This is a genomic window from Magnetovibrio blakemorei (assembly GCF_001746755.1).
GTDB lineage: Bacteria > Pseudomonadota > Alphaproteobacteria > Rhodospirillales > Magnetovibrionaceae > Magnetovibrio > Magnetovibrio blakemorei.
In genome coordinates, this window is record NZ_MCGG01000021.1 from 1 (window position 1) to 26,384 (window position 26,384).

At 56.3% G+C, this 26,384-nt stretch carries 18 protein-coding genes; 3 read left to right on the plus strand and 15 right to left on the minus strand.

What is annotated here, in order from left to right:
* Together BEN30_RS07080 and BEN30_RS07085 are read right to left on the minus strand one after the other, a co-directional pair.
* A partial coding sequence (locus BEN30_RS07080; protein ID WP_139134904.1) for a tandem-95 repeat protein occupies positions 1–4,754 on the minus strand: 4,754 nt, incomplete at its 3' end.
* Positions 4,755–4,894: 140 nt separating this feature from the next.
* A complete protein-coding gene (locus BEN30_RS07085) occupies positions 4,895–8,332 on the minus strand; it encodes a hybrid sensor histidine kinase/response regulator (protein WP_069957647.1) in 3,438 nt (1,145 codons plus the stop codon).
* Between the two features lie 91 nt (positions 8,333–8,423).
* Here BEN30_RS07085 and BEN30_RS07090 point away from each other — a divergent pair, with 91 nt between their 5' ends.
* Positions 8,424–9,614 carry a BaiN/RdsA family NAD(P)/FAD-dependent oxidoreductase gene (locus tag BEN30_RS07090; protein WP_069957648.1) on the plus strand — a complete coding sequence of 397 codons (1,191 nt, stop codon included), beginning with the start codon at positions 8,424–8,426 and terminating at the stop codon, positions 9,612–9,614.
* Here BEN30_RS07090 and arsJ read toward each other — a convergent pair.
* Positions 9,611–10,825: an organoarsenical effux MFS transporter ArsJ gene (arsJ, locus tag BEN30_RS07095; RefSeq protein WP_069957649.1), complete on the minus strand. Its 1,215-nt coding sequence runs from the start codon at positions 10,823–10,825 to the stop codon at positions 9,611–9,613. The genes BEN30_RS07090 and arsJ overlap by 4 nt on opposite strands.
* A 61-nt stretch (positions 10,826–10,886) precedes the next feature.
* On the minus strand, positions 10,887–11,807 hold the full coding sequence (locus tag BEN30_RS07100; RefSeq protein ID WP_069957650.1) for an MBL fold metallo-hydrolase: 921 nt from the start codon (positions 11,805–11,807) through the stop codon (positions 10,887–10,889).
* Between the two features lie 137 nt (positions 11,808–11,944).
* Between BEN30_RS07100 and ggt the strand changes: the two genes are divergently transcribed.
* Entirely contained in the window at positions 11,945–13,678 is a 1,734-nt protein-coding gene (ggt, locus tag BEN30_RS07105; RefSeq protein WP_069957783.1) for a gamma-glutamyltransferase, read from the plus strand.
* A 21-nt stretch (positions 13,679–13,699) separates the two neighbouring features.
* Here the strand turns inward: ggt and BEN30_RS07110 are convergent, their stop codons facing one another.
* Together BEN30_RS07110 and BEN30_RS07115 are read right to left on the minus strand one after the other, a co-directional pair.
* Positions 13,700–14,221 (minus strand): hypothetical protein, encoded by a 522-nt coding sequence (locus BEN30_RS07110; RefSeq protein ID WP_139134905.1) that lies wholly within the window; start codon positions 14,219–14,221, stop codon positions 13,700–13,702.
* 83 nt (positions 14,222–14,304) lie between these two features.
* A complete protein-coding gene (locus BEN30_RS07115) occupies positions 14,305–16,509 on the minus strand; it encodes a YgiQ family radical SAM protein (protein WP_245649010.1) in 2,205 nt (734 codons plus the stop codon).
* Between the two features lie 62 nt (positions 16,510–16,571).
* Here BEN30_RS07115 and BEN30_RS07120 point away from each other — a divergent pair, with 62 nt between their 5' ends.
* On the plus strand, positions 16,572–17,819 hold the full coding sequence (locus BEN30_RS07120) for a TIGR03862 family flavoprotein (RefSeq protein WP_069957652.1): 1,248 nt from the start codon (positions 16,572–16,574) through the stop codon (positions 17,817–17,819).
* Positions 17,820–17,983: 164 nt separating this feature from the next.
* On the opposite strand, the gene greB is transcribed toward BEN30_RS07120, so the two are convergent.
* The 9 genes from greB to purS all read right to left on the minus strand — a co-directional run bounded on the left by greB (position 17,984) and on the right by purS (position 26,364).
* Complete coding sequence (gene greB, locus BEN30_RS07125) at positions 17,984–18,481, minus strand: transcription elongation factor GreB (protein WP_084005191.1); 498 nt, start codon at positions 18,479–18,481, stop codon at positions 17,984–17,986.
* 5 nt (positions 18,482–18,486) lie between these two features.
* On the minus strand, positions 18,487–19,758 hold the full coding sequence (glcF, locus tag BEN30_RS07130) for a glycolate oxidase subunit GlcF (protein ID WP_069957653.1): 1,272 nt from the start codon (positions 19,756–19,758) through the stop codon (positions 18,487–18,489).
* A gap of 11 nt (positions 19,759–19,769) precedes the next feature.
* Entirely contained in the window at positions 19,770–20,921 is a 1,152-nt protein-coding gene (locus tag BEN30_RS07135; protein ID WP_069957654.1) for an FAD-binding protein, read from the minus strand.
* A gap of 7 nt (positions 20,922–20,928) precedes the next feature.
* Complete coding sequence (locus BEN30_RS07140) at positions 20,929–22,416, minus strand: FAD-linked oxidase C-terminal domain-containing protein (RefSeq protein WP_069957655.1); 1,488 nt, start codon at positions 22,414–22,416, stop codon at positions 20,929–20,931.
* A gap of 179 nt (positions 22,417–22,595) precedes the next feature.
* On the minus strand, positions 22,596–22,934 hold the full coding sequence (gene grxD, locus BEN30_RS07145; RefSeq protein ID WP_069957656.1) for a Grx4 family monothiol glutaredoxin: 339 nt from the start codon (positions 22,932–22,934) through the stop codon (positions 22,596–22,598).
* A 24-nt stretch (positions 22,935–22,958) separates the two neighbouring features.
* Positions 22,959–23,198, minus strand: coding sequence for a BolA family protein (locus BEN30_RS07150; protein ID WP_069957657.1), 240 nt, complete (start codon positions 23,196–23,198; stop codon positions 22,959–22,961).
* Positions 23,199–23,226: 28 nt separating this feature from the next.
* A complete protein-coding gene (purL, locus tag BEN30_RS07155; protein ID WP_069957658.1) occupies positions 23,227–25,437 on the minus strand; it encodes a phosphoribosylformylglycinamidine synthase subunit PurL in 2,211 nt (736 codons plus the stop codon).
* Between the two features lie 13 nt (positions 25,438–25,450).
* Complete coding sequence (purQ, locus tag BEN30_RS07160; RefSeq protein WP_069957659.1) at positions 25,451–26,116, minus strand: phosphoribosylformylglycinamidine synthase subunit PurQ; 666 nt, start codon at positions 26,114–26,116, stop codon at positions 25,451–25,453.
* A gap of 5 nt (positions 26,117–26,121) precedes the next feature.
* On the minus strand, positions 26,122–26,364 hold the full coding sequence (gene purS, locus BEN30_RS07165; protein ID WP_069957660.1) for a phosphoribosylformylglycinamidine synthase subunit PurS: 243 nt from the start codon (positions 26,362–26,364) through the stop codon (positions 26,122–26,124).
* Positions 26,365–26,384 lie beyond the last annotated feature (20 nt).

Genomic DNA, 26,384 nt, shown 5'->3' on the forward strand with positions numbered 1-26,384 from the left:
TCAGCAACGATTGACACGTCGAGGGTGAGGTTCGAATTGAGAGCCGTTGAATCGATTGTCGCAATATACGTCAACTCATCCGCCGTGACGTTGTTCACGGTCGTCCCGTTTTCTTGAAAATAGAAAAGCCCACCGCCATAACCCGTGTTAGCCCCGTTGGCGCTGTAAGCGATCAAGGCGTCATCACCCGCACCCGAGGTCACACCGGCCGTATTCATCAGGTTGGCAAGAAGCGTCACAACCCCGCTTTGCGACATCTGGCTCGCAAAATCGTTTGTGCCATCAGCCACGTACATGGCCTCGTGGGTGCCGGTGAAGTTCGCCGCCCCTGTTGCCCAGGTGAGGCTTCCATCCGCCGCGCCAACATCGTCCAGCGCCGTCGCCAGGCTGCCGGAAATGCCGATCTTATCCGTTCCTAGCGTATAGCCATAAATGACATCGCGTCCGCTCAGCGAGCCCGTCACCGCCGCGCCGTCTGTGGTGGCTGAATATACAACAAGTTCGGGACCCGCCGTATTTAAGGTAATGCTGTCCGCACCGGCACCGCCAACAATTATGTCGTTACCGCCGCCGCTATCGATGGTGTCGTCGCCCGCACCGGCCAAAATGGTTTCGTTATTGGCAGAACCGGTGATGGTGTCATTGCCAGCAGTGCCACGCACGACCGAATTGTCAGCAACGATTGACACGTCGAGGGTGAGGTTCGAATTGAGAGCCGTTGAATCGATTGTCGCAATATACGTCAACTCATCCGCCGTGACGTTGTTCACGGTCGTCCCGTTTTCTTGAAAATAGAAAAGCCCACCGCCATAACCCGTGTTAGCCCCGTTGGCGCTGTAAGCGATCAAGGCGTCATCACCCGCACCCGAGGTCACGCCAGCCGTATTCATCAGGTTGGCAAGAAGCGTTACAACCCCGCTTTGCGACATCTGGCTCGCAAAATCGTTTGTGCCATCAGCCACGTACATGGCCTCGTGGGTGCCGGTGAAGTTCGCCGCCCCCGTTGCCCAGGTGAGGCTTCCATCCGCCGCGCCAACATCGTCCAGCGCCGTCGCCAGGCTGCCGGAAATACCGATCTTATCCGTTCCTAGCGTATAGCCATAAATGACATCGCGTCCGGCAAGCGAGTTTGTCACCGTCGCGCCGTCCGTGGCGGCTGAATAAACAACCGTTTCTGAACCCGTCCCACTTAAGGTAATGCTGTCCGCGCCGGCGCCGCCAATGATGGTGTCGTTGCCGCCGCCGCTCGCGAGGGTGTCGTTGCCCGTATCGCCAAAAATGATTTCGTCATTGGCCGAGCCAGTGATGGTGTAAGAAGAATTGATCGTCAGATTGACCGTTTGAACCGAAGTGGTCGTTGTCCCATCTGTGACCGTAAAGGTGAAGCTGTCGTTCGTTGCTGCATCGTTATTGTGAATATAGCTGACATTTCCCGCATCCACGTCGGCCTGGGTAAAGGTTCCAGATACGCCAAGGCTGGCCCCGTTAAGTTTAACGGTTCCGCTGGCTGGAACCGCGGTTAAGGTATAGGTGAGAGACGAGTTAGTGGTATCAATATCCGTTGCATTGAGGTGCGTATTGGCGAAAATAATCGTCCCGCCTTTAAACACACTCTCGCTGAATGTTCCACCCGCTACGGGTGTGTCATCCACGGCGGCGACGTTAACGGTCACGGTTGAGGTGGCGGTGCCGCCGTTGCTATCGCTGCCCGTGACCGTAAAGCTGTCCGCACCATTGAAGTTGGCTGTGGGTGTATAGGCAAAGGTGCCATCCGTATTCACGGTTACGCTCCCATTGGTTGGGCCGGTCCCTTGCGCGTACGTGATGGTGTCACCATCCGCATCGGTACCGGTCACCGCACCATTGACCACCTGATCTTCTGTGCCCGCTACGGTCACATCGCTAAGAACCGGGGCATCATTCACGGCAGCGACGTTAACGGTCACGGTTGAGGTCCCATTGGTTGGGCCGGTCCCTTGCGCGTACGTGATGGTGTCACCATCCGCATCGGTACCGGTCACCGCACCATTGACCACCTGATCTTCTGTGCCCGCTACGGTCACATCGCTAAGAACCGGGGCATCATTCACGGCGGCGACGTTAACGGTCACGGTTGAAGTCGTCGTATCCGTTCCGTCACTGGCGCTGACAACAAAGCTATCGGTTCCGTTGAAATCAGCCGTGGGGGTATAGGTGAAGGTGCCATCCGCATTCACCGTCACGGTGCCGTTGGCAGGGTCGGTTTCTACCCCGTATGTGATGGGGTCGTTATTGGCATCAAACGCGACAATAGTGCCGTTGAAACTTGTATTTTCATTTAAGGCGATGTTGGCATCGGACAAGACTTCCGTGGGCTCAGACGCATTGCCCGGCGTTCCATCCCCCAGCAGACCCGCATCAGCATTATCGCTGAAATCATCGGCCACACCCGTTGCCACCGTGTCCAGCGGCCAATAGCCGATTAAGTTGTTCTCCGCATCCGGGGACGCTAGGGGGCTGGAATAATTGTTGGAAATTTCCGTGGCCGTACGTTCAACATTCCAAATGCGCAATTCGGTCATCATGCCGCCAAATGATTCCGTAGGCGTCCCCGTTTCAAGTAAGGTCCCAAAGGTTGTGCGAACAGCGGCGCTGGTATCATTTGGAACGGAGAAGTCCCCGTTGACCGTACTGTCGAGCACCCCGTTGATAAAAAACTGCACCTGGGTGTTCGAAAAGACCACCGCTACATGCTGCCACGTACCCGCCGTTAGGGTTCCCGTGCTGACCGCAGTGCCGCCAGTATTGTTGCCGTGCCATGTAAGGGCACCATCGGTGGTACTGCCCGCAGACCCGCCCCCCGGACCGCCCAGACCCAACACGCCCATGGTATCGTTACCGTCCTTTTGCTTGGCCAACACGATATTGGAACTGCTGAAATCAGGCACATAAAGCCAAACCTCCACAGTCCCGGCGCTGAGGTTGTTATAATTAACATCCGAAATTTCGACATAGTCGTCTACGCCGTCAAATTGCAGGCCTGAACGGTCCCCTTCGACTCCAATAATGGTGGGCGGGGTATTGACCGTACTCACGGGCGTTTGGATTGGGGTATCATCGGTGTCATCCCCCGGCAGGAACGTGTCGTCTCCTGCTGTGCCAGGGATGAAATTGAAGCCATCATTTGTACCGACGCCATCCTGTGCGCCAAGAAGCAGATCCTCTATTGGCTGGTCTTCCCAAAGGAACTGATCCAACTCATCAAACTCGTTTTGGGTGACTGTCGTGTCCCCAACGGGCGTCGTATCGCCGACGGGCGCATCGCCCTCCGTCGCCGTGTCGGCAGTATCTGAGGTGTTCGCTGTACCTGCGGTGCCGGACGTGCTGGTCGTACTTGTTTGACTTTGCTCAGCTGCATTATCTTGTGCTGCGGCGGTTTCGGCAGAAACCTGAACATCAACGGCTGTCGAGGCCAAGGAACTGAACGCGGCTGCTTGATCAGCTTGGGTGGCGGCTTGGGCGGCGGCGGCGGCGGCGGCGGCGGCGGCAGCTTCGGCTTGGGCAGCGACTTCAGCGGCGGCGGCGGCCTTGGCCTGGGCTTCGGCGGCGGCAGCGGCGGCGGCCTCAGCCTTGGCGATGGCTTCGGGATCACCCGATTCTTTTGCAGCCTCCAGCTCGGCAACCGCGTCTTCTGCCGCTTGATCGGCTTCGGCTTTCTGCGTGTCGGCATCGGCCTTCGCGGCGTCAGCGTCGGCTTTTGCCGTTGCCGCCGCATCTTTGGCATCGGCAGCAGCGGTTTGGGCGGCAGCGGCCTTTTGCTCGGCCTGTTTTGCAACGGTTTTCACCAATTTGGTCAAACTGCCGCCAAAGCTTTGTTGAATTTGGGATTGCGACAAAATCTGGATCGGGCTCGGATTTGCGCTGGCGCTGAACACCGTGGTCGAGGCCCCGGATTGGTTCAACACCAACGAGCCCGCCGCATTGGAAATGACGATTTCACCGACATTGCCGTCCACATCGCGCACCAGGGTGATTTTATTTTCCGCCCCTTCGGCCGCCGCGTTGCCCAAAACGGTGGAGCCGCGAATGCCGATGGTCGCGGTGGGGGTGTTGACGACCATGCCGTCTGGCGAGGTTTTTGCGACTTTACCACTGACGAAGGAAAAAACGCCCTGCACCACCATGGTGTTAAACGAACCAGTCTCGGTGCCCGGATCATAGACCATCTCATCCATGACCATGCGCCCGTTGACATCCAGCGAAAACACCGTGTCATCGACGAAAATGACGTTCACCGAACCATCTGAGCCGGTTTCAATGACGTCGCCTTGGAAAATCGCATCGCCCGTTTCCAGCATCACTTGGGTGCCGTCGGGATGCAGCACGGAAACCGCGCCTTGGGACTCGCTTACCGAACCGATGGGTTCGCCCAATCCCAACGAAGCCCCCGGGTTGCCCCCCAAGGGAAACGCCTGGGCCACTTGGCCGGGGTTCATGGGGCCTGCCAGGGCCCGTACAATGTGATGGGGCAAAACCGCGCCGTCCGCCGAAACCAAATCCGGCGGAGACAAACGCAAAAAATAATCGGGAATAACGACGCTGCCGTCGGAACCGGCATCGAGCAAGAGATCGAACCCTGTGCGGGCAAAGTCGGCGCTTAAAAACGCGCCCTTTGGCAGATCAACACGATCCTCACCCGCAACAACACGGATGGTGGTCGAAACCTGCCCGGTCAGCTCTTCTTGCCCGGCATAAAATGAAAAGGAACCTTCCACGGCACCATCCCTCTGGTTCTGCATTCTGCGTACCAGTTGATAATCTAGCATTTCCCCTGATCAATTCTAAAACACAAAGTAAAGCAGGCAAAATTAAGATCAATGCGTTACTGCAAAATACGAAAAAGGGCTTAGGGCCTTCAGGCCGTCAGCGTTCGCACGGATGCAATCGCACGCTCAAGCTGGGCTTCGAACGCCGATAAGGGCGGCTCAAGGTTTTGCTCACCCGACTCGATCGCATCGCTGAGCCCTGCGGCGGCGGCATAAAGGTCAACCGCCGAAAGGTTCCCCGACACCCCCTTCACGGAATGGGCCAGGCGGTGAGCCGTTTTACGATCATCTTGGGCCAAAGCGGTGCGCACCAATTGGGCGTCGTTCGCGTGTCCATCCACCAGCTTGAGGAGGAATTTGAGATAAAGATCTGGCCGACCCAGCATGCGATCCAAGCCGTCTGACAAATCAAATCCGTCAAGGGTATCGGGCAGAACCATGCCTTCGACATTGATATCCAGGACCGCCGTTCTTTTCGGTTCGACGGGTGGCGCTTTCAAACGTCTCGGCGCAATCCACTTCAACAACATGGCATACAGCGCTTCAACGTCTACGGGTTTGGTGATGTAATCGTTCATTCCCGCATCCAGGCACTTTTGGCGCTCTTCGCGCAGGGCATTGGCGGTCATGGCCAGGATCGGCAAGTCGTTTGGCGCAAAGGTTTCACGGATTAATTTTGTCGCCTCATAGCCGTCCATCTCCGGCATATGCAAATCCATCAAAACCGCATCAAACTGGGCTTTTTCCAGGCATATTCGACGGTAAGCGTCCCCCCCATCGTTGGCGATTTCAACGCTTGCGCCCGCATCTTTGAGAATTTCTTCGGCGACTTGTTGATTGATCAGATTGTCTTCCACCACCAAAATGTGCGCCCCAAAAAGGACTTTCGGCGCGACCAGACGCGGGTGGGAAACGGATGCAGAACCTGCCAAGGTCTCATGCGGTCGCAACACGTTCATAAGGGTGTCGAACAGAAGAGACGGCGTTACGGGTTTGAGCAAAAAACCGTCTAATTCGGCATTTTCCGACTGCTGCATAACCATATCGCGTCCATATGCGGTGACCATGATGATCATCGGCGCCGTGGGCAAAGAGGTATCGGCACGAACGGCTTTTGTGGCCTGCAACCCGTCCATGCCATCCATAAGCCAATCCATCAAAATCACTTTATAAAACGGCTCACCCGATGCGGCGACGCGGTGCAATTCTGCGAGCGCGGCCTCACCAGAGGCGACCGCCGTAGCCTTAAAGCCAAAGGTTTCCATGATTTCGCACAATATTTCCCGGGCGCTGGGATTGTCATCCACAACCAGAACCGGGGTGTTTTTCAAAACCTCTGGAACACTTGGACGCGCTATATCCTCAGCTTGAACCCCAAACTTGGCCGTAAACGAGAATGTACTGCCCTGGCCTTTTTCACTCTCAACACCCATTTTACCGCCCATCATCTCGACCAGGCGCGACGAGATGCTCAGCCCCAGACCTGTGCCGCCAAACCGCCGTGTGGTGGAGGTATCGCCCTGGCTAAACGCCGCAAATAACTTCATGGTGTCTTGCTTGCTCAGCCCGATACCGCTATCTCGAACCAAGAATCTCAGGACGACGTCTCCGTTTGGAGCGACATTTTCCAACTGCACCCGGACCACCACTTCACCACTATCGGTGAATTTAACCGCATTGCCCGCCAGATTGATCAACACTTGCTCAAGGCGCAGTGAATCGCCCAACAGGGCACACGGGACTGCGGCATCGGTGGCGAACAAGATTTCAAGCTTCTTTTCACCAACAGAGCCCCCCACCACATTGGCAACATTTTTCAAAACATCGGCCAAAGAAAACGCCACCGTTTCCATGTCCAACTTGCCGGCTTCGATTTTTGTGAAATCGAGGATATCGTTGATGATGCGCAGCAACGAACGCGCTGACGATGTGATTTTGTTCACATAATCGCTTTGCTGACGGTTGAGATTGGTCTTTTGTGCCAAAAAGCTCATGCCCAAAATGGCATTCATGGGGGTGCGGATTTCGTGCGACATATTGGCCAAAAACTCACTCTTGGCTTGATTGGCGCGATCCGCTTCGACTTTGGTTTCTTCCAGCGCCGTAAGAATGGCTTGACGTTCAGTGATGTCCAACACCACCCCGACCATGCGCACAGCTTTGCCATCTTCGTTCCGGTACACACGGCCACGTTCATGGACAAATCGTTCCTCGCCATCAAGCAAGACAATACGATGATCGACATCATAGAGGACGTCGAAATCCAAGGCCTTTTGCACCCCGGTTTGGACTTTTTCACGATCTTCGGGGTGAACAAACTTGATAAAGTTTTCATATGAAGCTTCGAACTGATCCGGGGAAACGCCAAAAATTTCATAGATCTGTGGTGACCAGATGAGACCGCCCGTTTCGACATCCCAATCCCACGTGCCGACGTTGGCAATGGATTGAGACAACAACAAGCGTTCTTCACTTTCACGCACGGTGCGTTCAGCGGCCAAGCGTTCCGACACATCACGCACGGTTGCCGTGGCGAAAACGCCCTGTCCTTGCTTGAGGCTAGACAGGCTGATTTCCAACGGAACAAGTCGCCCGTCTTTGGTCAGGCCCATCAACGCCGCTCCACCATCCATTTTACGGGCACTGGGGGCTGAGAAGTAGCTCTGGCGTGCCGAAACATGTCCCAAACGCTGTGTTTGTGGGATCAGGTCTTCCACGCACATGGTCTTCAGGTGTGCGATTGAATATCCAAACAAGTTTTCAGCCTGTTGGTTGGCCCGCACGATCAAGCCATCTTCGTTAATGGTGAGCATCGCGTCTGGGGCCGTTTGCAACAGCGCTTCCAGTTCTTCTTGAGCCCGTTCCGCGACTTCGTTTGCACGCAACGACAGCCACAAAAAACGTACCATTATGGCGGCGGAAAGCAGCACCAGCGGAACGATAAAAAGCCCCCACGACAAAAACGCCACGGTGCTGGTGAGCCACTGATCCGTTTCAAGTTCTCTTTGTTCGCTGCGCACCAAAGCGGCGCGCGACAACTCTGCCAGCGCTTTCACTGCCGGAGTGTCGTCAACCCGCACCAACTTGTCCACGGACGTGGGGCGCACGCCCTCGGAAAATGCGAGACGAGCACGCTCACTGTTTCGGACGTACTCGTCAACAACTTGCCGTAAATACAGCAGGGCTTGACGCTCTTCATCTGAGATATTGAGCGTTTGATACTTCTGAATGGCGGCCAGAATTTCGATCTTGTCCGCATTCAATCGATCGAGATATTGTGCGTCGGCACGCAAAACATAATTTTTAAAATGATGGATAAACCCGCCGTACCCCAAATATTTATGGATGCGGTTCATTTGCTGGGACGTGGCGGTTGCGGTGCGGTTATAGTCCGACCACACGTGTTTGGCTTCGACAACAAGATTTACCGCTCTGACCCCATACCAGATCAACGCGATGCTGAGTATCAATCCGGCAAGCAGCACGGTCGCCGCTTTGCCTCTAAAACCAAGTTTCTGCCACATCATAACCCAACATTAACACCTTCGTGCGACCCGTGTCATTGCTCCTGAGCACTTAGTCCCATTGCACTATTCCTGAACAAATTGACTTAAAACCATGACGTTACAACCTCAAGTTTTCGACACCATTATCATCGGCGCAGGGGCCGCGGGCTTGATGTGTGCGGGCGTCGCCGCAATGCGGGGGCGGCGTGTTCTGGTTTTGGACCATGCGCAAAACGTCGGCGAAAAAATCCGCATATCCGGGGGTGGGCGGTGCAACTTCACCAACCTGTTCGCCAAGCCGGAAAACTTCGTGTCGCAAAACCCACGGTTTTGCATTTCGGCGCTGAACCGCTTCACCCAGCACGATTTTATCAAAATGGTTCAAGACGCTGGCATTGCCTATCATGAGCGCGAACACGGTCAGTTGTTTTGCGACAACAGTGCCACCGACATCATCGATATGCTGGTGAAACGATGCACGACCAGCGGCGCTCACCTGCAATTGCACACCGCCATCACCGGCGTCGAAAAGCTCGACTCTGGCTTTCGCGTTGAAACCGATCGAGGGATTTTTGCAGGCACCTCTTTGGTCATCGCCACGGGGGGCTATTCCATTCCGAAAATTGGCGCCACGGGTTTTGGTCACGCGCTGGCCAAACGCTTTGGTTTACGGGTGGTGCCGACCCGCGCCGGGCTGACGCCGTTGACGTTCGAAGGCGAATTGCTCAACCGCATCAAGGATCTGTCCGGCATCGCCGTAGAAGCGCGCATCCGCAGCAACAAAGCCGATTTCACCGAAGCCTTGCTGTTCACCCACAGAGGCCTGAGCGGTCCCGCGATCTTGCAAATTTCATCCTATTGGAACGAAGGCGACACGCTGCGCATCGACTTGGCGCCCGGCCAAGATGCCTTTGACGTGTTGATAACCGCCAAGCACGCCACCCCCAAACAAGACGTCGCGACCGCCGTTGCGACGCTGCTGCCCAAGCGTTTGGCGAAGCTTTTGGTGGACGAAGCGGGTGGTCCGGGGCGGCTTTGCGAAACCGGGGATAAAACGCTCAAGCGGGTGGCGGACATCATCAACGACTGGCGGGTGACGCCATCGGGATCGGAAGGCTACCGCACCGCCGAAGTCACCGTGGGGGGTGTCGACACTCGTGATTTATCGTCCAAAACCTTGGAAACCAAAACCGTACCGGGGCTGTATTTCATCGGCGAAGTGGTGGATGTGACGGGTGAGTTGGGCGGGTTTAACTTTCAGTGGGCCTGGTCATCAGGCTTTGCCGCCGGGCAATACGTTTAGGCGCTCAGGCCCTTTTGCTCAGGCAACGCCAAACTTAGCAGCCAAGCCAACGCCAAAAAAGCCCCTGAAACGCCGAGGCACAGGACCAAGCCGCCGCTTTGGTAAGCCAGCCCCGACAGCACCGTTCCCAGCAACCGCCCGCCCGCATTGGCCATGTAATAAAACCCCACATTCAGCGCAACGTGGTCAGCCTCTGAATACGCCAGAACCAAATACGAATGCACAGCGGAATTGATGGCAAACACAAAGCCGAACACAGCCAGTCCCAACACCACCGTCAAGCCCGGTGCAAAATCCGCCCACACCGCTACCGCAATGGCCATCGTCACCACCAGCAAAATTACGATCCAATACCGCGTGGTGCGCCCCCCGGGCGCTCCCACCGCCGTCTTCAATAGCTTAGGGGCCGCCGCTTGGACAAAGCCATAAGCGATCACCCACGCGGCCATGTAGCCACCCACTTGGGCGTGATCCCAGCCTAAGCTGGCGGCCAAAAACAACGGCAACCCCACCACAAACCACACATCGCGAGAGCCAAACAGAAACAGGCGCGCCGCCGACAGATAATTCATGGTGCGACTTTTGGACAAAATCTGCGTGAATTTGACCTTGACCTTGGCCTGACCAATTGACCCCGGCAACAGCAAGAAAGACGCCGCCAAAACCAAAACCAAGCCCGCCGCCATCGCCAACAGCGCGCCGTCAAAGCCCAGCCAAGTCAGCAGCACCCCACCCATAAAAAAGCCCACACCCTTCAGCGCATTTTTGGACCCCGTCAAGATCGCCACCCATTTGAACAAGGCACTGTCTGCGCCTTCGGGCAGCAACAATTTGACGGCGCTTTTGGAGCTCATTTTGGTCAAGTCTTTGGCGATGCCGGAGAGCGCCTGCGTGCCCATCACAAACGCAACCCCCACCCCTATTGACCAGCCGGGATCGAACTGCGACAAGGCCGATAATGCTACCACTTGCAGTGCCAAGCCTGCAAACAGCGTGACCTTCAACCCCAACCGGCTGGCAATCCATCCGCCCACCAGATTGGTGAGGATGCCAAAAAATTCATACAGCAAAAACAGTAAGGCAATTTCAAAGGGGCTGTAGCCGAGCGTATAAAAATGCAACAACACCAACATCCTGAGCGCGCCATCGGTCAGGGTAAAACCCCAATAGGCGGCGGTGACAAGGGTGTAGTTGCGGATATCCGTGCTCATGTGATCGTCCCAAATGCAAGGTTCCAGCTTTTAAGCCGTCCTTGTGACATCTCTATGACGGTTACTCGAACTCCATTTGCATAAAAACCGCTTGCGCGTTGCGTTTGCTGATTTCATCGAACACTTCTAAATGTTTGAACGGGGATTGATCAATGGCAACGGCTTCTGCGATAGGGCCGCCGTTTTCGATGATGCGCCCGATCATGGTGCGCAGATACACCAAGTAATCATAGGTTTCCAGGGTGGCACGTCTCACGTCCGTCACCGGACCGTGACCGGGAACGATGAATTTAGGGTTGTAATCGGCCATCGTTTCAAACACGTCAATCCAGTTGGCGGTGTTGCCCGCCGGTCCGGTGCCGAGCATCCGCTCCACATAGACGATGTCGCCGGTAAACATAACGCCCGTATCCGGCATCCAAATAAACGAATCCCCCAGCGTGTGCGCGGAACCCACATGACGGATTTCAAAGCGATGACCGCCAAAATTAAGATCTAATTCCTTATCGAAAGTCTCATCCGCATAAACCGCATCCGTGCCCTTCAAAGCCTCTTTGCCCATTAAATTGGTGAGCATGAAAAAATAATCGTTGAGGCGCGCTTTGTGATCTTTGACGGCGTCGGCTGAGGCTATGATGTGCGCCCCTTTGGCCTTGAAATAGCCGTTGCCCAGCCAGCGGTGATCTTGTCCACCGGAATTGATGACAATTTTGACCGGCTTGTCGGTGATGGTTTTGATCGCTGCATCAATTTGTGCTGCGCCCAGATAACTGCCGCCGGGATCGACCAGCAACACACCCTCATCCGTCACCACCACACCAAAAGTCGCGTTGTTGGCAAAATTGGTAGCATTGCGCTGCTCATGGGGACCGACCAGGGCATAGATGCCGTCCGTCACCTGTTGCACCTTTAAGTCTGCAGCTTGGGCCGAAACGCCAACGGCGCAAAAGACAAGTACCAATAACGCCCTAAATTTCAACACAACACGCTCCCCTCAAAAAAAATATCATTTTCTAGCTCTATATCAATTTCACTTCTGTGCAACTCAAAAGGTTACAACGGTTGTCCAATGGCCTTGAACACCTTAATTGTAAAGACAAACCAAAATGGGAGATGACCATGCGCCGCGCATTCACACTCATCCTTACCGCGCTCACGTGGATGGCTTCTCCCGCATGGGCAGAAGAGCTGCCCCCTGAAGCCGCCACCGGGCACACAGCAAAAACCAGTGTCACGGCCCAGCACTTTATCATCAGCGCGGCCAATCCACATGCCGCCCAAGCGGGCTATAATGTGCTGAAAGATGGCGGCAGTGCCGTCGACGCCATGATCGCGGCACAGATGGTGCTGGGTCTGGTGGAACCGCAAAGCAGCGGCCTTGGTGGTGGCGCATTTTTGGTCTACTTCGACGCCACAAACGACAAGCTCACCGCCTTGGACGGACGGGAAACCGCCCCCTTGGCGGCGACACCCGATTTATTTCTTAAACCCGACGGGACACCTTTGAAATTTTTCGAGGCCGTTGTCGGGGGGCGTTCCGTGGGTACGCCGGGCACCTTAAAGCTGATGTTCGACGCCCATGAACGTTTCGGGAAATTACCCTGGGCGCGACTGCTCAAGCCCGCCATCAACTTGGCCGACCACGGTTTTGCCGTCTCCCCGCGTCTGGCCCAACTGATTGAAAACGATCAAAAGCGTCTCCTCACCTCGGCCTCGGCGCGGGCTTATTTTTTTGATCAAACGGGCGCACCGCTTAAGGCGGGAACGCGCCTTAAAAACCCGCTCTACGGGGAAACCTTGCGCCAAATCGCCACCCACGGCACGGATGTCTTTTACTCTGGCGACATCGCGCAAGACATTGTCGCCGCTGTGCAGAGCGCACAAAACCCCGGCCTTTTAAGTGCCCAGGACTTAGCCGCATATCGGGTCATCGAACGCGCCCCGGTCTGTGCGCCGTATCGCAGCTTTAACGTTTGCGGCATGGGGCCGCCCTCATCAGGGGCGCTCACGGTGGGGCAAATTTTGGGCATGCTGGATACCTTCACCCTGCCCTCACCCTCACCGCAAAGCTTTCATTTGATCGCCGAAGCCAGCCGCTTGGCGTTTGCGGACCGGGGTTTGTACATGGCTGACAGCGATTTTGTTGCCCTGCCCGAAGGGTTGCTCGACCCGGCTTATTTAAAATCCCGCGCAGCGTTGATTGATCCGGATCACGCAGCATCCGAGGTTCAGGCCGGCACGCCGCCATGGAAGATGTCCGAAGCCCGCGCGCCTGACAACGCCATCGAATTTCCCTCCACCTCTCACATGTCCATCGTCGACGGGGCGGGCAACGCGGTGTCGCTCACCACCACCATCGAAAATGGATTTGGCTCTCGCGTCATGGTGCGGGGATTTTTGTTGAACAATGAACTCACCGATTTTTCATTTGTGCCAGAACTTGACGGCAAGCCCGTCGCCAATCGCGTGGAACCGGGCAAGCGGCCCCGCTCTTCCATGGCACCGAGCATGGTTTTTGAAGATAACGGAAAGCTCAAAATGGTGGTGGGTTCACCCGGCGGCTCACGCATCATCGGCTACGTCACCCAAGCGATCATCGCCGTCCTGGACTGGAACATGGACGTGCAAGACGCCCTCAACCTGCCCCATGTTGTCGCTCGATTTAACACCTTGGATGTGGAAACCACGGCGGAAGATTGGGCACAAGCCCTTCAAGAGCTGGGCCACTCTGTGAAAGTCGGGGACTTAAACAGTGGCCTTCACGCCGTCGTTCGTAAGGAAAACGCACAGGGAAAAAGTTCGTGGGTGGGCGGGGCCGACCCGCGCCGCGAAGGAATCGTCCTGGGGGACTGACGGCACCCTAATGGGCAAATATTACCCGGTATTTTTTTCCGTCTGAGGTTTTTCACCGTTCTTTGCCGCGTCAATTTCTTGCAACGCCAACAACGGCCCTAAGCCGACGCCCGCGTTATCGATGAGGGCCATTGTAGGCTGCCCGGTTTGCGGCTTGGTGCCTTTTTGAAGACCCTGCATGCCGTTTTCTTGGCGTTTCAGCTCACCTTCGGCGGTCATGCGTTTGACAATTTCGTTGGCAATCATTTTTTCAATTTGTCCGCGCATCTCGGGCGACATACTTTGCAAGTCTTCCTCGCTCAATCCCATTTCCCCCAGGATTTTAGCGCGCAGTTCTTCCTTTTTCTTTTCTTTAAGTTCTTCGGCGTAGGCCTGGAATCCCTTCTCCCGGATTTCTTCTACGAGCGTCTTTTTCTCTTCCTCAGCGGAAACAACTGGCTGTGTCTCCTCCTGGCTGGCCTTGGACGTCGCCTGCAGCCCAGTCGCCGCACCGGGACTTGGATAGCCACCATACATTGAGGTATTTCGAATGCTCATATCCATGTGATTTTCCTCACCAAGGCGTCACCTTCCCGGTTCGCCAGAAAACAATCCATGGTATTTAAAGCAAACTTTATGCCAACTGTTCAGCGTGGTTTTTGCCGTGATTGAGAACCCGGCTTAGTGCCAAATTTAGGGCCTGATTTGACGCCTGATTTCGCGCCCGGCTTCGCTCCAGGACCTTTGACTTTCGGTTCCTGAGACAAAGGTTTGCGTCGGCCTTCGCCCGCTTGTTGGGTGAAGAACGTCTGGGGGCCTTTTTTGCGGCCCGTGCGTGCACCTTCTCCGCTAAATCCAGTCCCGCCCGCGCCGCCAGCCCGACCGCCGGTGCCTTTGGGCTGCCACGTGGGCACCAAATGTTTTTTACTGGGTCCGATCAAATCTTCCCGGCCCAAGCGTTTGAGAGCCTCGCGGATCAGCGGCCAATTTTCCGCATCGTGGTAGCGCAAAAAGGCTTTGTGCAAACGCCTCTGGCGCAGCCCCTTGGCGGTGTGCACCACTTCACCACTATTTCTGTGAATGGGTTTAATGGGGTTGCGTTCAGAATAGTACATGGCCGCCGACAGCGACATGGGCGACGGCAAGAAGGTCTGCACCTGATCGGCGCGCAAGTTGTTTTTCTTCAGCCAAATGGCCAAGTTCATCATGTCTTCGTCGGACGTACCGGGATGTGCGGCGATGAAATACGGAATCAGATAATATTTTTTACCCGCCTGTTGGGCCGCTTGGTCAAACATTTGCTTGAAGCGGTCATAGGTTCCGATGCCCGGCTTCATCATTTTGGACAGCGGTCCGTCTTCGGTGTGTTCGGGGGCAATTTTCAAATACCCGCCGACATGATGGGTCACCAGTTCCTTGACGTACTTGGGACTTTTCACCGCCAAGTCGTAACGCAGCCCCGACGCGATGTGAATTTTTTTCACGCCCTTAATGGCACGGGCTTTTTGATAGAGTTCAATCAGTGGACTATGGTCGGTGCCCAAGTTTTTGCAGATGTCGGGATACACACATGAAGGACGGCGGCAGACCTTTTGAATCTCATCGTCCTTGCATGCCAACCGATACATATTCGCCGTCGGCCCACCCAAGTCGGAAATGTGCCCGGTGAAGCCCGCAACCTTGTCGCGGATGTCTTCGATTTCTTGCAAGATCGATTGCTCGGAGCGGTTTTGAACAACCCGGCCCTCGTGTTCGGTGATGGAACAAAACGAACAGCCGCCAAAGCAGCCGCGCATGATGTTGATGGAAAAGCGGATCATTTCCCACGCCGGAATGCGCGCATCCCCATAGCTGGGATGCGGGGCGCGGGCGTAGGGCAAGCCGTACACGCCATCCATTTCAGGTGTGGTGAGCGGAATGGGCGGCGGGGTCAGCCACACATCGCGATTGCCATGCCGTTGTATCAAAGCCCGCGCGTTGCCCGCATTGCTTTCTTGATGCAAAACCCGCGATGCCTGCGCATACAAAACCGGATCGGCCCCAACGGCCTCATAACTGGGCATACGCACAACGGTCTTGTCCATATCAGTATGAACGTGGGGATGGTCTAAATCCAGTTCCGACATATCGATGGCTGTAAAACCTTCCGGCACGCCGTCGCGCATATGAGCGGTGCCGCGAATGTCATGCATGTCTTTGGGGCGCTCCCCCGCCGCCGTCCGGTGGGCGATGTCGACGATGGCGCGTTCGGCGTTACCGTAGACCAAGATGTCGGCCTTGCTGTCGGGCAGAACCGAACGGCGCACCTTGTCCGACCAATAATCATAATGCGCGATGCGGCGCAGCGACGCTTCGATACCGCCGATGACCACCGGAACGTCGGAGTACGCTTCCCGACACCGTTGGGCATAAACAACCACCGAACGGTCGGGGCGTTTGCCGCCTTCGTCGTTCGGCGTGTAGCTGTCGTTGTGGCGAATTTTTTTGTCCGCCGTATAGCGGTTGACCATGCTGTCCATGTTGCCCGCGGTCACGCCCCAAAACAAATTGGGCGGGCCTAAGGCTTTGAATGCATCGGCGCTGGACCAATCGGGTTGCGAGATGATGCCGACACGAAAGCCTTGGGCTTCCAACAAACGGCCAATAATGGCCATACCAAAACTGGGGTGATCGATGTAGGCATCGCCTGTGACGATGATGATGTCGCAACTGTCCCAGCCCAATTCTTCCATTTCGGCGCGCGACATGGGCAGGAACGGGGCCGTGCCAAACCGCGCCGCCCAATAGGGACGATGGGAAAACAGGGCGTTACTCGTTTTATTTTGCGATTTTTTCTGGGCTTTGCTCATCATGGAGCGGACTTTACGCGCCCTACCCATTTGCGTCCATTCAAATGCGTGTTACACCACTGCCCATGAAAACATCCCTCCTCCCTCAAATACCTCTTCTTCAAGTCGCCATCATCGGTGGCGGTCCCGCTGGTCTGATGGCCGCAGACGTTCTCGCCACCCAAGGCATAGACGTTCACATCTTTGATGCCATGCCTTCTTTAGGGCGCAAGTTCCTGATGGCGGGCAAAAGTGGACTGAACTTAACCCACAGTGAAGGCTTGGATAAATTCTTCACCCGCTTTGGCGACGCCAATGACCGCCTGCTCCCGGCGCTCAGCGACTTTACCCCCGGCGACATTCAAGACTGGGCCAAAGACCTGGGGGTTGAGACCTTCGTCGGCAGTTCAGGACGTATTTTTCCCAAAGACTTCAAAGCCGCCCCATTGTTGCGCGCGTGGTTGCGCCAGCTGCGCGCCAAAGGCGTCACCATCCATGTGCGGCACAAGTGGATAGGCTGGTCGGCAGACGGCGCGCTGCGTTTTAAAACCCCAAACGGCGACGTTTCTGTCACCGCCCAAGCGACCCTTCTGGCGCTCGGCGGCGGCAGCTGGCCCACACTGGGATCGGATGGCGCGTGGGTAGGTCCGTTGCAAAATCAAGGCATCGAAGTCGCCCCGTTGCGCCCTGCCAATTGTGGCTTCGAGGTGACATGGAGCGATTATCTGATCAAAAATTTTGCCGGCGAAGCGTTGAAAACCGTCAAGCTGTCGTTTCAAGACCAGCACGCCAGCGGCGATGTCACCCTTTCGCATTTTGGTTTGGAAAGCGGCCCGGTCTACACCTTGTCGGCAGCTCTGCGGGACGCGATTGAACAAGACGGCTCCGCCCTCCTCAGCATCGATTTGTCGCCCGGTCGCTCTGTGCGCGAACTCACCGAAGCGCTCAGCCGTCCACGTGGCAAAAAAACCATGGCGACCCATCTGAAGCGCACCGTGCGGATTTTTGGCGTTAAGGCTGCATTGCTGCGCGACCTGGTGTCCGCCGAAGACTTTACAGACCCAAACAAACTGGCCCACGCCATCAAGGCCTTGCCGGTACGCTTGGAACGCCCCCGCCCGCTTGCAGAAGCCATCAGCACGGCGGGCGGCGTGAAGTTTGACGCCCTGGATGACGGCTTCATGATCAAAGCCTTGCCCGGTGTGTTTTGCGCTGGCGAAATGATGGATTGGGAAGCCCCCACAGGCGGCTATTTGTTGAGTGCATGCTTCGCCACTGGACGAACAGCGGGCGCCGCCGTGGCAAAGTGGCTCACATTTCAGGGACAAGATTAAAGACGGTCTCCCCCCTGCCTTTACGGAGGTAAAGAAGAAAAGGGTGTCATTGCGAGAAGCGCAGCGACGAAGCAATCCATCTTGAGGTGCGTTCCGCTGCCGTTGCCTGGATTGCCACGCCCCTCTGGGGCTCGCAATGACGTCGGAAGGGATAACGGCTCGTTTTAAGGGCGAAGCGGATAGGAAATGCTCAGCACTTCCAGCTCATCTTCGCCGCCCGGCGTCTGCACGCTGACCAACGCCCCGACGGTCTTGTCCATCAACGCCCGACCGATGGGGGAGTCGACGCTGATGCGCCCTTGGCTGGGCACGGTTTCGTCGCTGCCGACGATGGTGATGGTTTGCACCGTGCCGTTTTCGCGCTCATAGCGCACCGTCGCACCAAAGTGCACCGTGCCTTGGTCTTGCTGGTAACACGGATTGACGACATTCAGAATTTCCAAGCGCTTGCGCAAAAACCGTACCCGCCCATCGATTTGGCGCAGACGTTTTTTGCCATAAATATAATCGCCATTTTCAGATCGGTCGCCATTGCTGGCCGCCCAATGCACCGTGCGCACCACTTCAGGACGCTCGACTTCCCACAGCTGGGTGAGCTCAGCGTTCAAGGCGGCAAAGCCCGCCGGGGTGATGCATTGTTTTTCGACCTTGTCGGTGGTCATTTTAATTATTTCGTCTCCAACGGCGACGGCCCGCCCAGGGCCCAGTCCAAAAGCTCGACCGTGTGTACCACTTTTGTGCCCGCGTATGAACCGATTTGGATCAGACAACCGATGTTTCCCGTGGCAATGACGTCCGCATTTAAAGCCTCCAAACTGTCAGCCTTGCGGGTCCCCAACTCGGTGGCAAGCTCTGGCTGCATGAGGTTATAGGTGCCCGCAGAGCCACAGCACAGATGAGCGTCTTTGGGCGTGAACACCTCAAAACCCGCCGCCCTCAACAAATCACTTGGACCCGCCAAATTCTTTTGCCCATGCTGCAATGAGCACGGTGCATGGTAGGCGACGCGAGGCTTGCTAAAGTCCTGAACGCCGCTAAGCCCCAATTCGGCCACCACTTCGCTGACGTCACGCGCCAAGGCGGAAATCTTCGCCGCGCGGTCCGCCCAGACGGGATCGTCTTTCAGCATGAAACCATAGTCTTTGACGGTTGAGCCACACCCCGATGCGGTGATGGCAATGACGTCAGGCTGGGCGTGTTCCCAGGCTTGAATGTTGAGGCGCGCTTGCTCCAAGGCCGCATGTTCTTTGCCCATGTGGTGGGTGAGCGCGCCGCAGCATCCGACCCCATCGGCCTCAAACACATCACAGCCCAAACGCGACAATACACCCGCCGCCGCACGGTTGATGCGCGGCGCCAAGACCTGTTGGGCACACCCCGCCAGCAAGGCAACCCGCAAGCGGGCTTTGCCTTCCGCCCTCGCCTGCACCAACGTGACCGGGTCGGCTTTGGGGAGACGCGGCGGCGACATGGCAATCATGCCCTTTAAGCGCCCCGGCAACAAAAAGGCCAAAGGTTTCATAAACCGCGCGCCCACCAGCGACCACCTGAACACGGTGGGCTTGGGCAAAACAAACGCCAAAACAGTCCGCAACATCGTTTCCGCTAGGGGACGTTTGTGGGTTTTTTCAATGTGCACACGGGCATAATCAACCAAGTGCATGTAATCCACCCCTGACGGACAGGTGGTCATACACGACAAGCAACTGAGGCAGCGATCAATGTGTTTGACGGTGCTGGCCGGAACAGGCTGTTGAGATTCCAGCATGTCTTTGATCAGGTAGATGCGCCCGCGGGGACTGTCCAGTTCGTCCCCCAAAACCACATAGGTCGGGCACGTCGCGGTGCAAAATCCGCAATGCACACAGGTGCGCAAAATATCGTTGGATATTTTGATGGGCGCTTCGTGGAGCTGCGTAGGACTAAAGCGGGTTTCCATTTTTCATCCCCTCACAATCTATTGGGGTTGAGAATGGCGTGCGGATCAAAAGCGTCTTTCACCCGCCCCATCAAGGCCGCAACGCCGTCCGCCGGGGGTTGAAAAACGGGCACATCTTGGCTGCCCCTCATCAAGGTTGCGTGACCGCCATCCAGTCTTTGGCGCACGTCTTGTTGGGTGTCTGAGGCCAGCCAAATCAGCCCACCTGCCCAATCGAAGAAATGTTCCCCACTCAAAGATTTGGCGATGTCCGGGCCAGAGGTGGGGGGAACCGACAAGCGCCACAACGGTTGATCGCCTGCGAAAAAATGCACATCGCGAATTTCGCGCCACAAGGTCTCCGTGTTGGTGGTGTGCAGTTCTTCAACAGCGCCAAAGGGCGACAGCAAAGTTTTGAGCGCTTGGCAGCGCGCTTCGACCGACGGCCCTGGGCCTTCGACCCGCACCGCGGTCACACTGGTGCCCGCCCTGCTGACGTAAGAAACTTCGGATCTCTGGGCAATCGCGAACGGCAAATGCGCCACGCCCGAAACCTCATAAGGGCTATTTTGCGCGGTGCGCATGGCTTGACCGAAATCCACTGCCCCCAACAGCAATATCGTGCGGCTTTTTTCCGCTTTGGGCAGCACTTTAAAGGCCACGTCCGTGAGCACCGCCAAGGTGCCCATGGACCCCGCCATCAATTTGCTGAGATCAAATCCGGTGACGTTTTTCACCACCCGACCGCCGGACTTAAACGCTTCACCGCGACCACTCACCGCGTGAAAACCCAGCAAATGATCGCGGGCCGCCCCGGCCAGAGGACGACGCGGTCCTGCTTGGGCTGCGGCAAACAGTCCGCCGATGGTGCCGTCATTGGTGCCGTACAGCCCCTGTGGCGCCCACGGTTCAAAGGCCATCATTTGGTTGGCTTCATCCAAGGCGGCCTGAATTTCACCAACAGGCGTTCCGGCCCGCGCACTCATCACCAGTTCTTCAGGTTCATACAATTGGATGCCGCTGAGCCCGGACAGGTCCAACACGCCATCCGTTTGGCTCCGTGTTCCCAAGCCTTGCTTACTGCCCAGACCTGTCACTTCCAAGGTTTTGGGGGTATCGGAAAGAGCCCATTGCACGGCGTCGAGCACATCATCAGAGGTATGGGCTTTGATCAATTCACGCATATCAGCCTCAAAACCGGGGGATGTCGGGGAACGGCAACTTGCCGTCTTTGATGTGCATGCGGCCCATCTCGGCGCAGCGATTCAAGGTCGGAAAGACTTTGCCGGGGTTCAACAAGCCGTTGGCGTCAAACGCGCATTTTAAACGTTGCTGGTGCAGCAAATCATCTTCGGTGAACATTTCACCCATCAAATCGCGTTTTTCCACGCCGATGCCGTGTTCGCCCGACAGCACCCCGCCGACTTCCACACACAGGCGCAAAATGTCATGACCAAAGGCTTCGGCCTTGTCCAATTCGCCCGGTTGGTTGGCATCGTACAAAATCAAAGGATGCAGGTTCCCGTCGCCCGCATGAAACACATTGGCGACGCGCAACCCGTACTTGGTGGCCAGCCCGTTCATGCGCGCCAACACGTTGGTCAACTGATGGCGCGGAATGGTCCCATCCATGGTCATGTAATCGGGTGAAATCCGCCCGACTGAGGGAAACGCAGACATGCGCCCCAGCCAAAACTGCTGGCGTTCTTGCTCCGTCTCGCTGACGCGCAAAAAGGTTGAGCCAACCCCTTCGGCAATCGTGCGCACGCGCTCCGTCAGATACGTCACTTCCGCCTCGGGTCCGTCCAGTTCCACCACCAACAGCGATTGCACATCCAACGGGTAGCCGGAATCGACAAACTGCTGCATCGCGCCGATGGCCATCTTGTCCATCATTTCCATGGCACCGGGAATGATCCCGGCACCAATAATGTTGGCCACACACGCACCGCCAGCTTCAACACTGGGAAAGCCAACCAGCAAGGCTTTGGCGGTGTCGGGTTGTTTCAGAATGCGCACGGTAACTTCGGTGATGATGCCGAGCAGACCTTCCGATCCCGTCACCGCGCCTAACAAATCCAAACCGCCCGCATCCATATGCTTGCCGCCCAGACGGATCACTTCACCGTCCATCAGCACCATTTCCAGCCCCAACACGTTGTTGGTGGTGAGGCCGTATTTCAAGCAATGCATGCCGCCGGCATTTTCCGCAACGTTGCCGCCGATGGTGCAGGCGATTTTTGAGGACGGATCGGGGGCGTAATAATAGCCCTGGTCCTGCACCGCTTCGGTGATCGCCTTGTTGGTCACGCCGGGCTGGACCACGGCACAGCGATTTTCATAATCAATGTCCAAAACGGCCTTAAACTTGCCCAGACCCACCGTAACGGCATCGGCCAAGGGCAATGCGCCACCCGAAAGCCCGGTTCCGGCACCGCGCGGAACGATCTTCACCCCCAGCTCATGGCAAGCTTTTAAAATGCCAGAGACTTGTGCGGTGGTGCTGGGCAAAACCACCACCATCGGCAATTGGCGATACGCCATCAAGCCATCGCATTCAAAAGTGCGCAGTTCGCTTTCGTCGACAATCACGCCCTCACCGGGCACAATGGCGCGTAAACGATCAATGATTTCAGCGCGCCGGGCTATGGTCTTTGCGTCAGGTATGGGCATTTTCATCAGATAGGCCTTTGCGATTCAGTACCGACAAACTTGGGGCCTAATGCGAACAAAAACAACGGAAATAGAGACCGTTTCCATGATGCGGACGCTTGGCAGGGGGAAACGGGAATGCAGGCACAAAAAAAAGCTGCGCCCAATGACGCAGCTTTTTTGCATTTAAGAACCACCAAGAGCGCTTATGCGGCCTCAAAGGCGATGCCTTTATCCGTCAACAGCTTTTGCAGCTCGCCGGCTTCATACATTTCTTTGATGATATCGCAGCCACCGACGAATTCGCTTTTGACGTAAAGCTGAGGGATGGTCGGCCAGCTGGAGAATTCTTTAATGCCTTCGCGAATTTGCGGATCTTGAAGCACATCGATGCCCTTGAACTTCACCTGCATGTGGCTCAACACGCCGACGACAGCAGCGGAAAACCCACACTGGGGAAACATCGGATTGCCCTTCATGAACAAGACGACTTCATTGCCATCCAGTTCATCTTGAATTTTTTTAAATACGGCTTCTTTGCTCATTGTCTCTACCTTTGTTCTGGGAAATTATGCGTCTTCGGGGATAGACGTCTGCAGGCCCAGGGCGTGCAGCTCTTTATCCATGGAACCCTTAAGTGCGGCGTAAACCATTTGGTGCTGCTGCACGCGCGATTTGCCGACAAAAGACCTGGACACCACATGGGCGGCGTAGTGATCGCCATCGCCCCGCAAGTCTTCGATGTGGACTTCGGCGTCCGGTAGGCCTTCTTTGATGAGGCGTTCAATTTCTGCGGCTTGCATCGCCATGGATGGTGTCTCCTGTAAAGTCTTAAAATCAACCCACTTCAAAATCCGGGTGCGCCATATAATCGGGCATCCATTTTTCGTGTGCATCTGACAGCTTGGAAACGGATATGGTCCCGGCACCTGCAATGGTCAAGTCCTTACCGTCAACGATCCCAATTTGTGAGGCAACAACTCCGGCGGCCTTGGCGGCGGCCAGCAACGCCCCGGCGTCTTTGGTGGTGGCCAGATAACGCGCCTGGTCTTCTCCAAACAGCCACGCATGCAGCGGCAATTCACCACTTTGATCTTCGACGTCAGCACCCAGACCTGACTTCATGGCCATTTCCGCCAAGCCGACACCCAGCCCGCCGCTGGACAAATCGTGACAGGCCGTAATGGCACCCGCCAAAATTTGACCACGCACAAAATCACCGTTTTTGCGCTCTGCGACCAAATCCACATGCGGGGCCGGACCATCCTTGCGGCCTTCGATTTCGGCCAAATACTGGCTGCAACCCAAGTGACCCGCCGTCGCGCCGATCAGCACAATGGCCTCGCCTTGGGCCACAAAGCCCATGCCGACGGCCTTGGACACGTCTTGGATCACGCCCACGCCGCCGATGGTGGGGGTGGGCAGAATGCCTTGACCGTTGGTTTCGTTGTACAAAGACACGTTGCCCGACACGACCGGGTAATCCAGCGCGATGCACGCTTCGCCGATGCCCTGAACCGCGCCCACAAACTGACCCATGATTTCGGGACGTTGGGGGTTGCCGAAGTTCATATTATCGGTGATCGCCATCGGCAATGCACCGGTGGCTGAAATGTTGCGATAGGTTTCCGCCACCGCTTGACGGCCGCCTTCGACCGGGTCGGCAAAAACGTAACGCGGCGTCACGTCGGACGACATGGCAATGGCTTTTTGCGAACCATGGATACGCACCATCGCCGCGTCGCCGCCAGGACGGCCAAGACCTGTCGTGTCGCCCATGACCATGTGGTCATACTGTTCCCAAACCCAGCGTTTGGAACAGCCGTTGGGGCTGGACACCAAAGCCTTGATGGTCGCCATACAATCGGCGGGCGCTTTGACGTCGCCGGGTGCCAGCGGCGCGCGTTTGGGCGTCGGCACATAAGGACGGTCGTATTCGGGAGACGCTTGGGCCAACGGATTGATGGGCAAGTCCGCAACCACTTCACCGCCGTGAAACAGCCGCATGCGACCCGTGTTGGTGATCGTGCCGATGATGGAAAAATCCAGTTCCCACTTTTCAAAGATGGCCTTCGCCATCTCTTCTTTGCCGGGCTTCAACACCATCAGCATGCGTTCTTGGGATTCCGACAACATCATCTCATAGGGCGTCATGTTTTCTTCGCGCTGCGGCACGTTGTCCAAGTTCATGTCGATACCGACACCGCCGCTCGACGCCATTTCAAACGAAGACGACGTCAAGCCCGCAGCGCCCATGTCCTGGATGGCGACAATGGCGTCGGTCTGCATCAGTTCCAGACACGCTTCCAGCAACAGCTTTTCGGTGAACGGATCACCCACTTGAACGGTGGGGCGTTTTTCTTCGGTGTCGGCGGTGAATTCGGTCGACGCCATGGTGGCGCCGTGAATGCCGTCGCGGCCCGTTTTGGACCCCACATAGACCACCGGATTGCCGATGCCCGCAGCGGCGCAATAAAAGATGTTCTTGGCATCTGCAAGACCTACGCACATGGCGTTGACCAAAATGTTGCCGTCATAGCTGGCGTCAAATTCGACTTCGCCGCCCACCGTGGGCACGCCCATGCAGTTGCCGTAACCGCCGATGCCTTCGACCACACCGTGGACCAAGTGACGGGTCTTGGGATGCTCAGGCACACCAAAACGCAAGGCATTTAAGTTGGCGATGGGACGCGCACCCATGGTGAACACGTCGCGCATGATGCCGCCCACACCCGTGGCCGCGCCTTGATAAGGCTCGATGTAACTGGGGTGGTTGTGGCTTTCCATCTTAAAAATAATCGCGTCGTCATCGCCGATGTCGATAATGCCGGCGTTTTCACCAGGGCCGCAGATGACCCAGGGCGCCTTGGTCGGCAAGGTCTTGAGCCACTTTTTCGACGACTTGTAGGAACAATGTTCCGACCACATGACGGAAAAGATGCCCAACTCGTTGATGTTCGGCTCGCGGCCCATGATTTCCAGGACCATTTTGTATTCGTCTTCGGACAGACCGTGTTCGGCAACGATTTCAGGGGTGATTGCACTCATGATATTTCTCCCCTTACGCAGCTAAGCTTTTGACAAGGCCGTCGAACATGGGCTTGCCGTCGATGCCACCCAGCAGCGGGTCAACCAAGCGTTCGGGGTGCGGCATCATGCCCAGCACGTTGCCCGCTTTGTTGAGCACGCCCGCAATGTCGTTGATGGAACCGTTGGGATTGTTCACATAGCGAAACGCCACTTGGCCGTTTCCTTCAATGGCCTTGAGGGTCTCGGCATCGGTGAAATAATTGCCATCGTGATGGGCCACCGGATAGGTGACCACTTCGCCTGAGCTGTAGCCGCTGGTGAAGATGGTGTTTGCATTTTCAACCTTGAGCGACACGTCTTTGCAGATGAATTTCAGGTGCGCATTGCGCATCAACACGCCCGGCAACAGGCCACTTTCGCACAACACCTGAAAGCCGTTGCAAATGCCCAGCACGGGCGCACCGCGCTGGGCGTGCTTGACCACTTCGGCCATAATCGGCGAACGCGCAGCCATGGCGCCACAGCGCAAATAATCGCCGTAAGAAAAGCCCCCCGGAATGGTGACCAAGTCATAGCCGCTCAAATCAGTCTCGCGGTGCCAGACCATGTCGACAGGGCTGCCTAAGGAACGTTCCAAGGCAACCTTCATATCGCGGTCGCAGTTGGAAGCGGGAAATACGATGACGCAGGCTTTCATGACACTCAGCCTTCGATGTCGATGGTGTAGTTCTCAATCACCGTGTTGGCGAGCAGCTTTTTGCACATCTCATCCACCTGGGCGCGGGCTTTGTCGGCATCGGTCTCGGCCAGATCCAGTTCGATGAACTTGCCTTGGCGGGCCTGCTTGACCCCCTTAAAACCCAGTGAGCCCAAGGTGTGCTCGATGGCTTTGCCTTGGGGGTCGAGGACGCCGTTTTTTAAGGTGACGTGAACTTTGGCTTTCATGGGTTCTCTCGTTTGCAAGT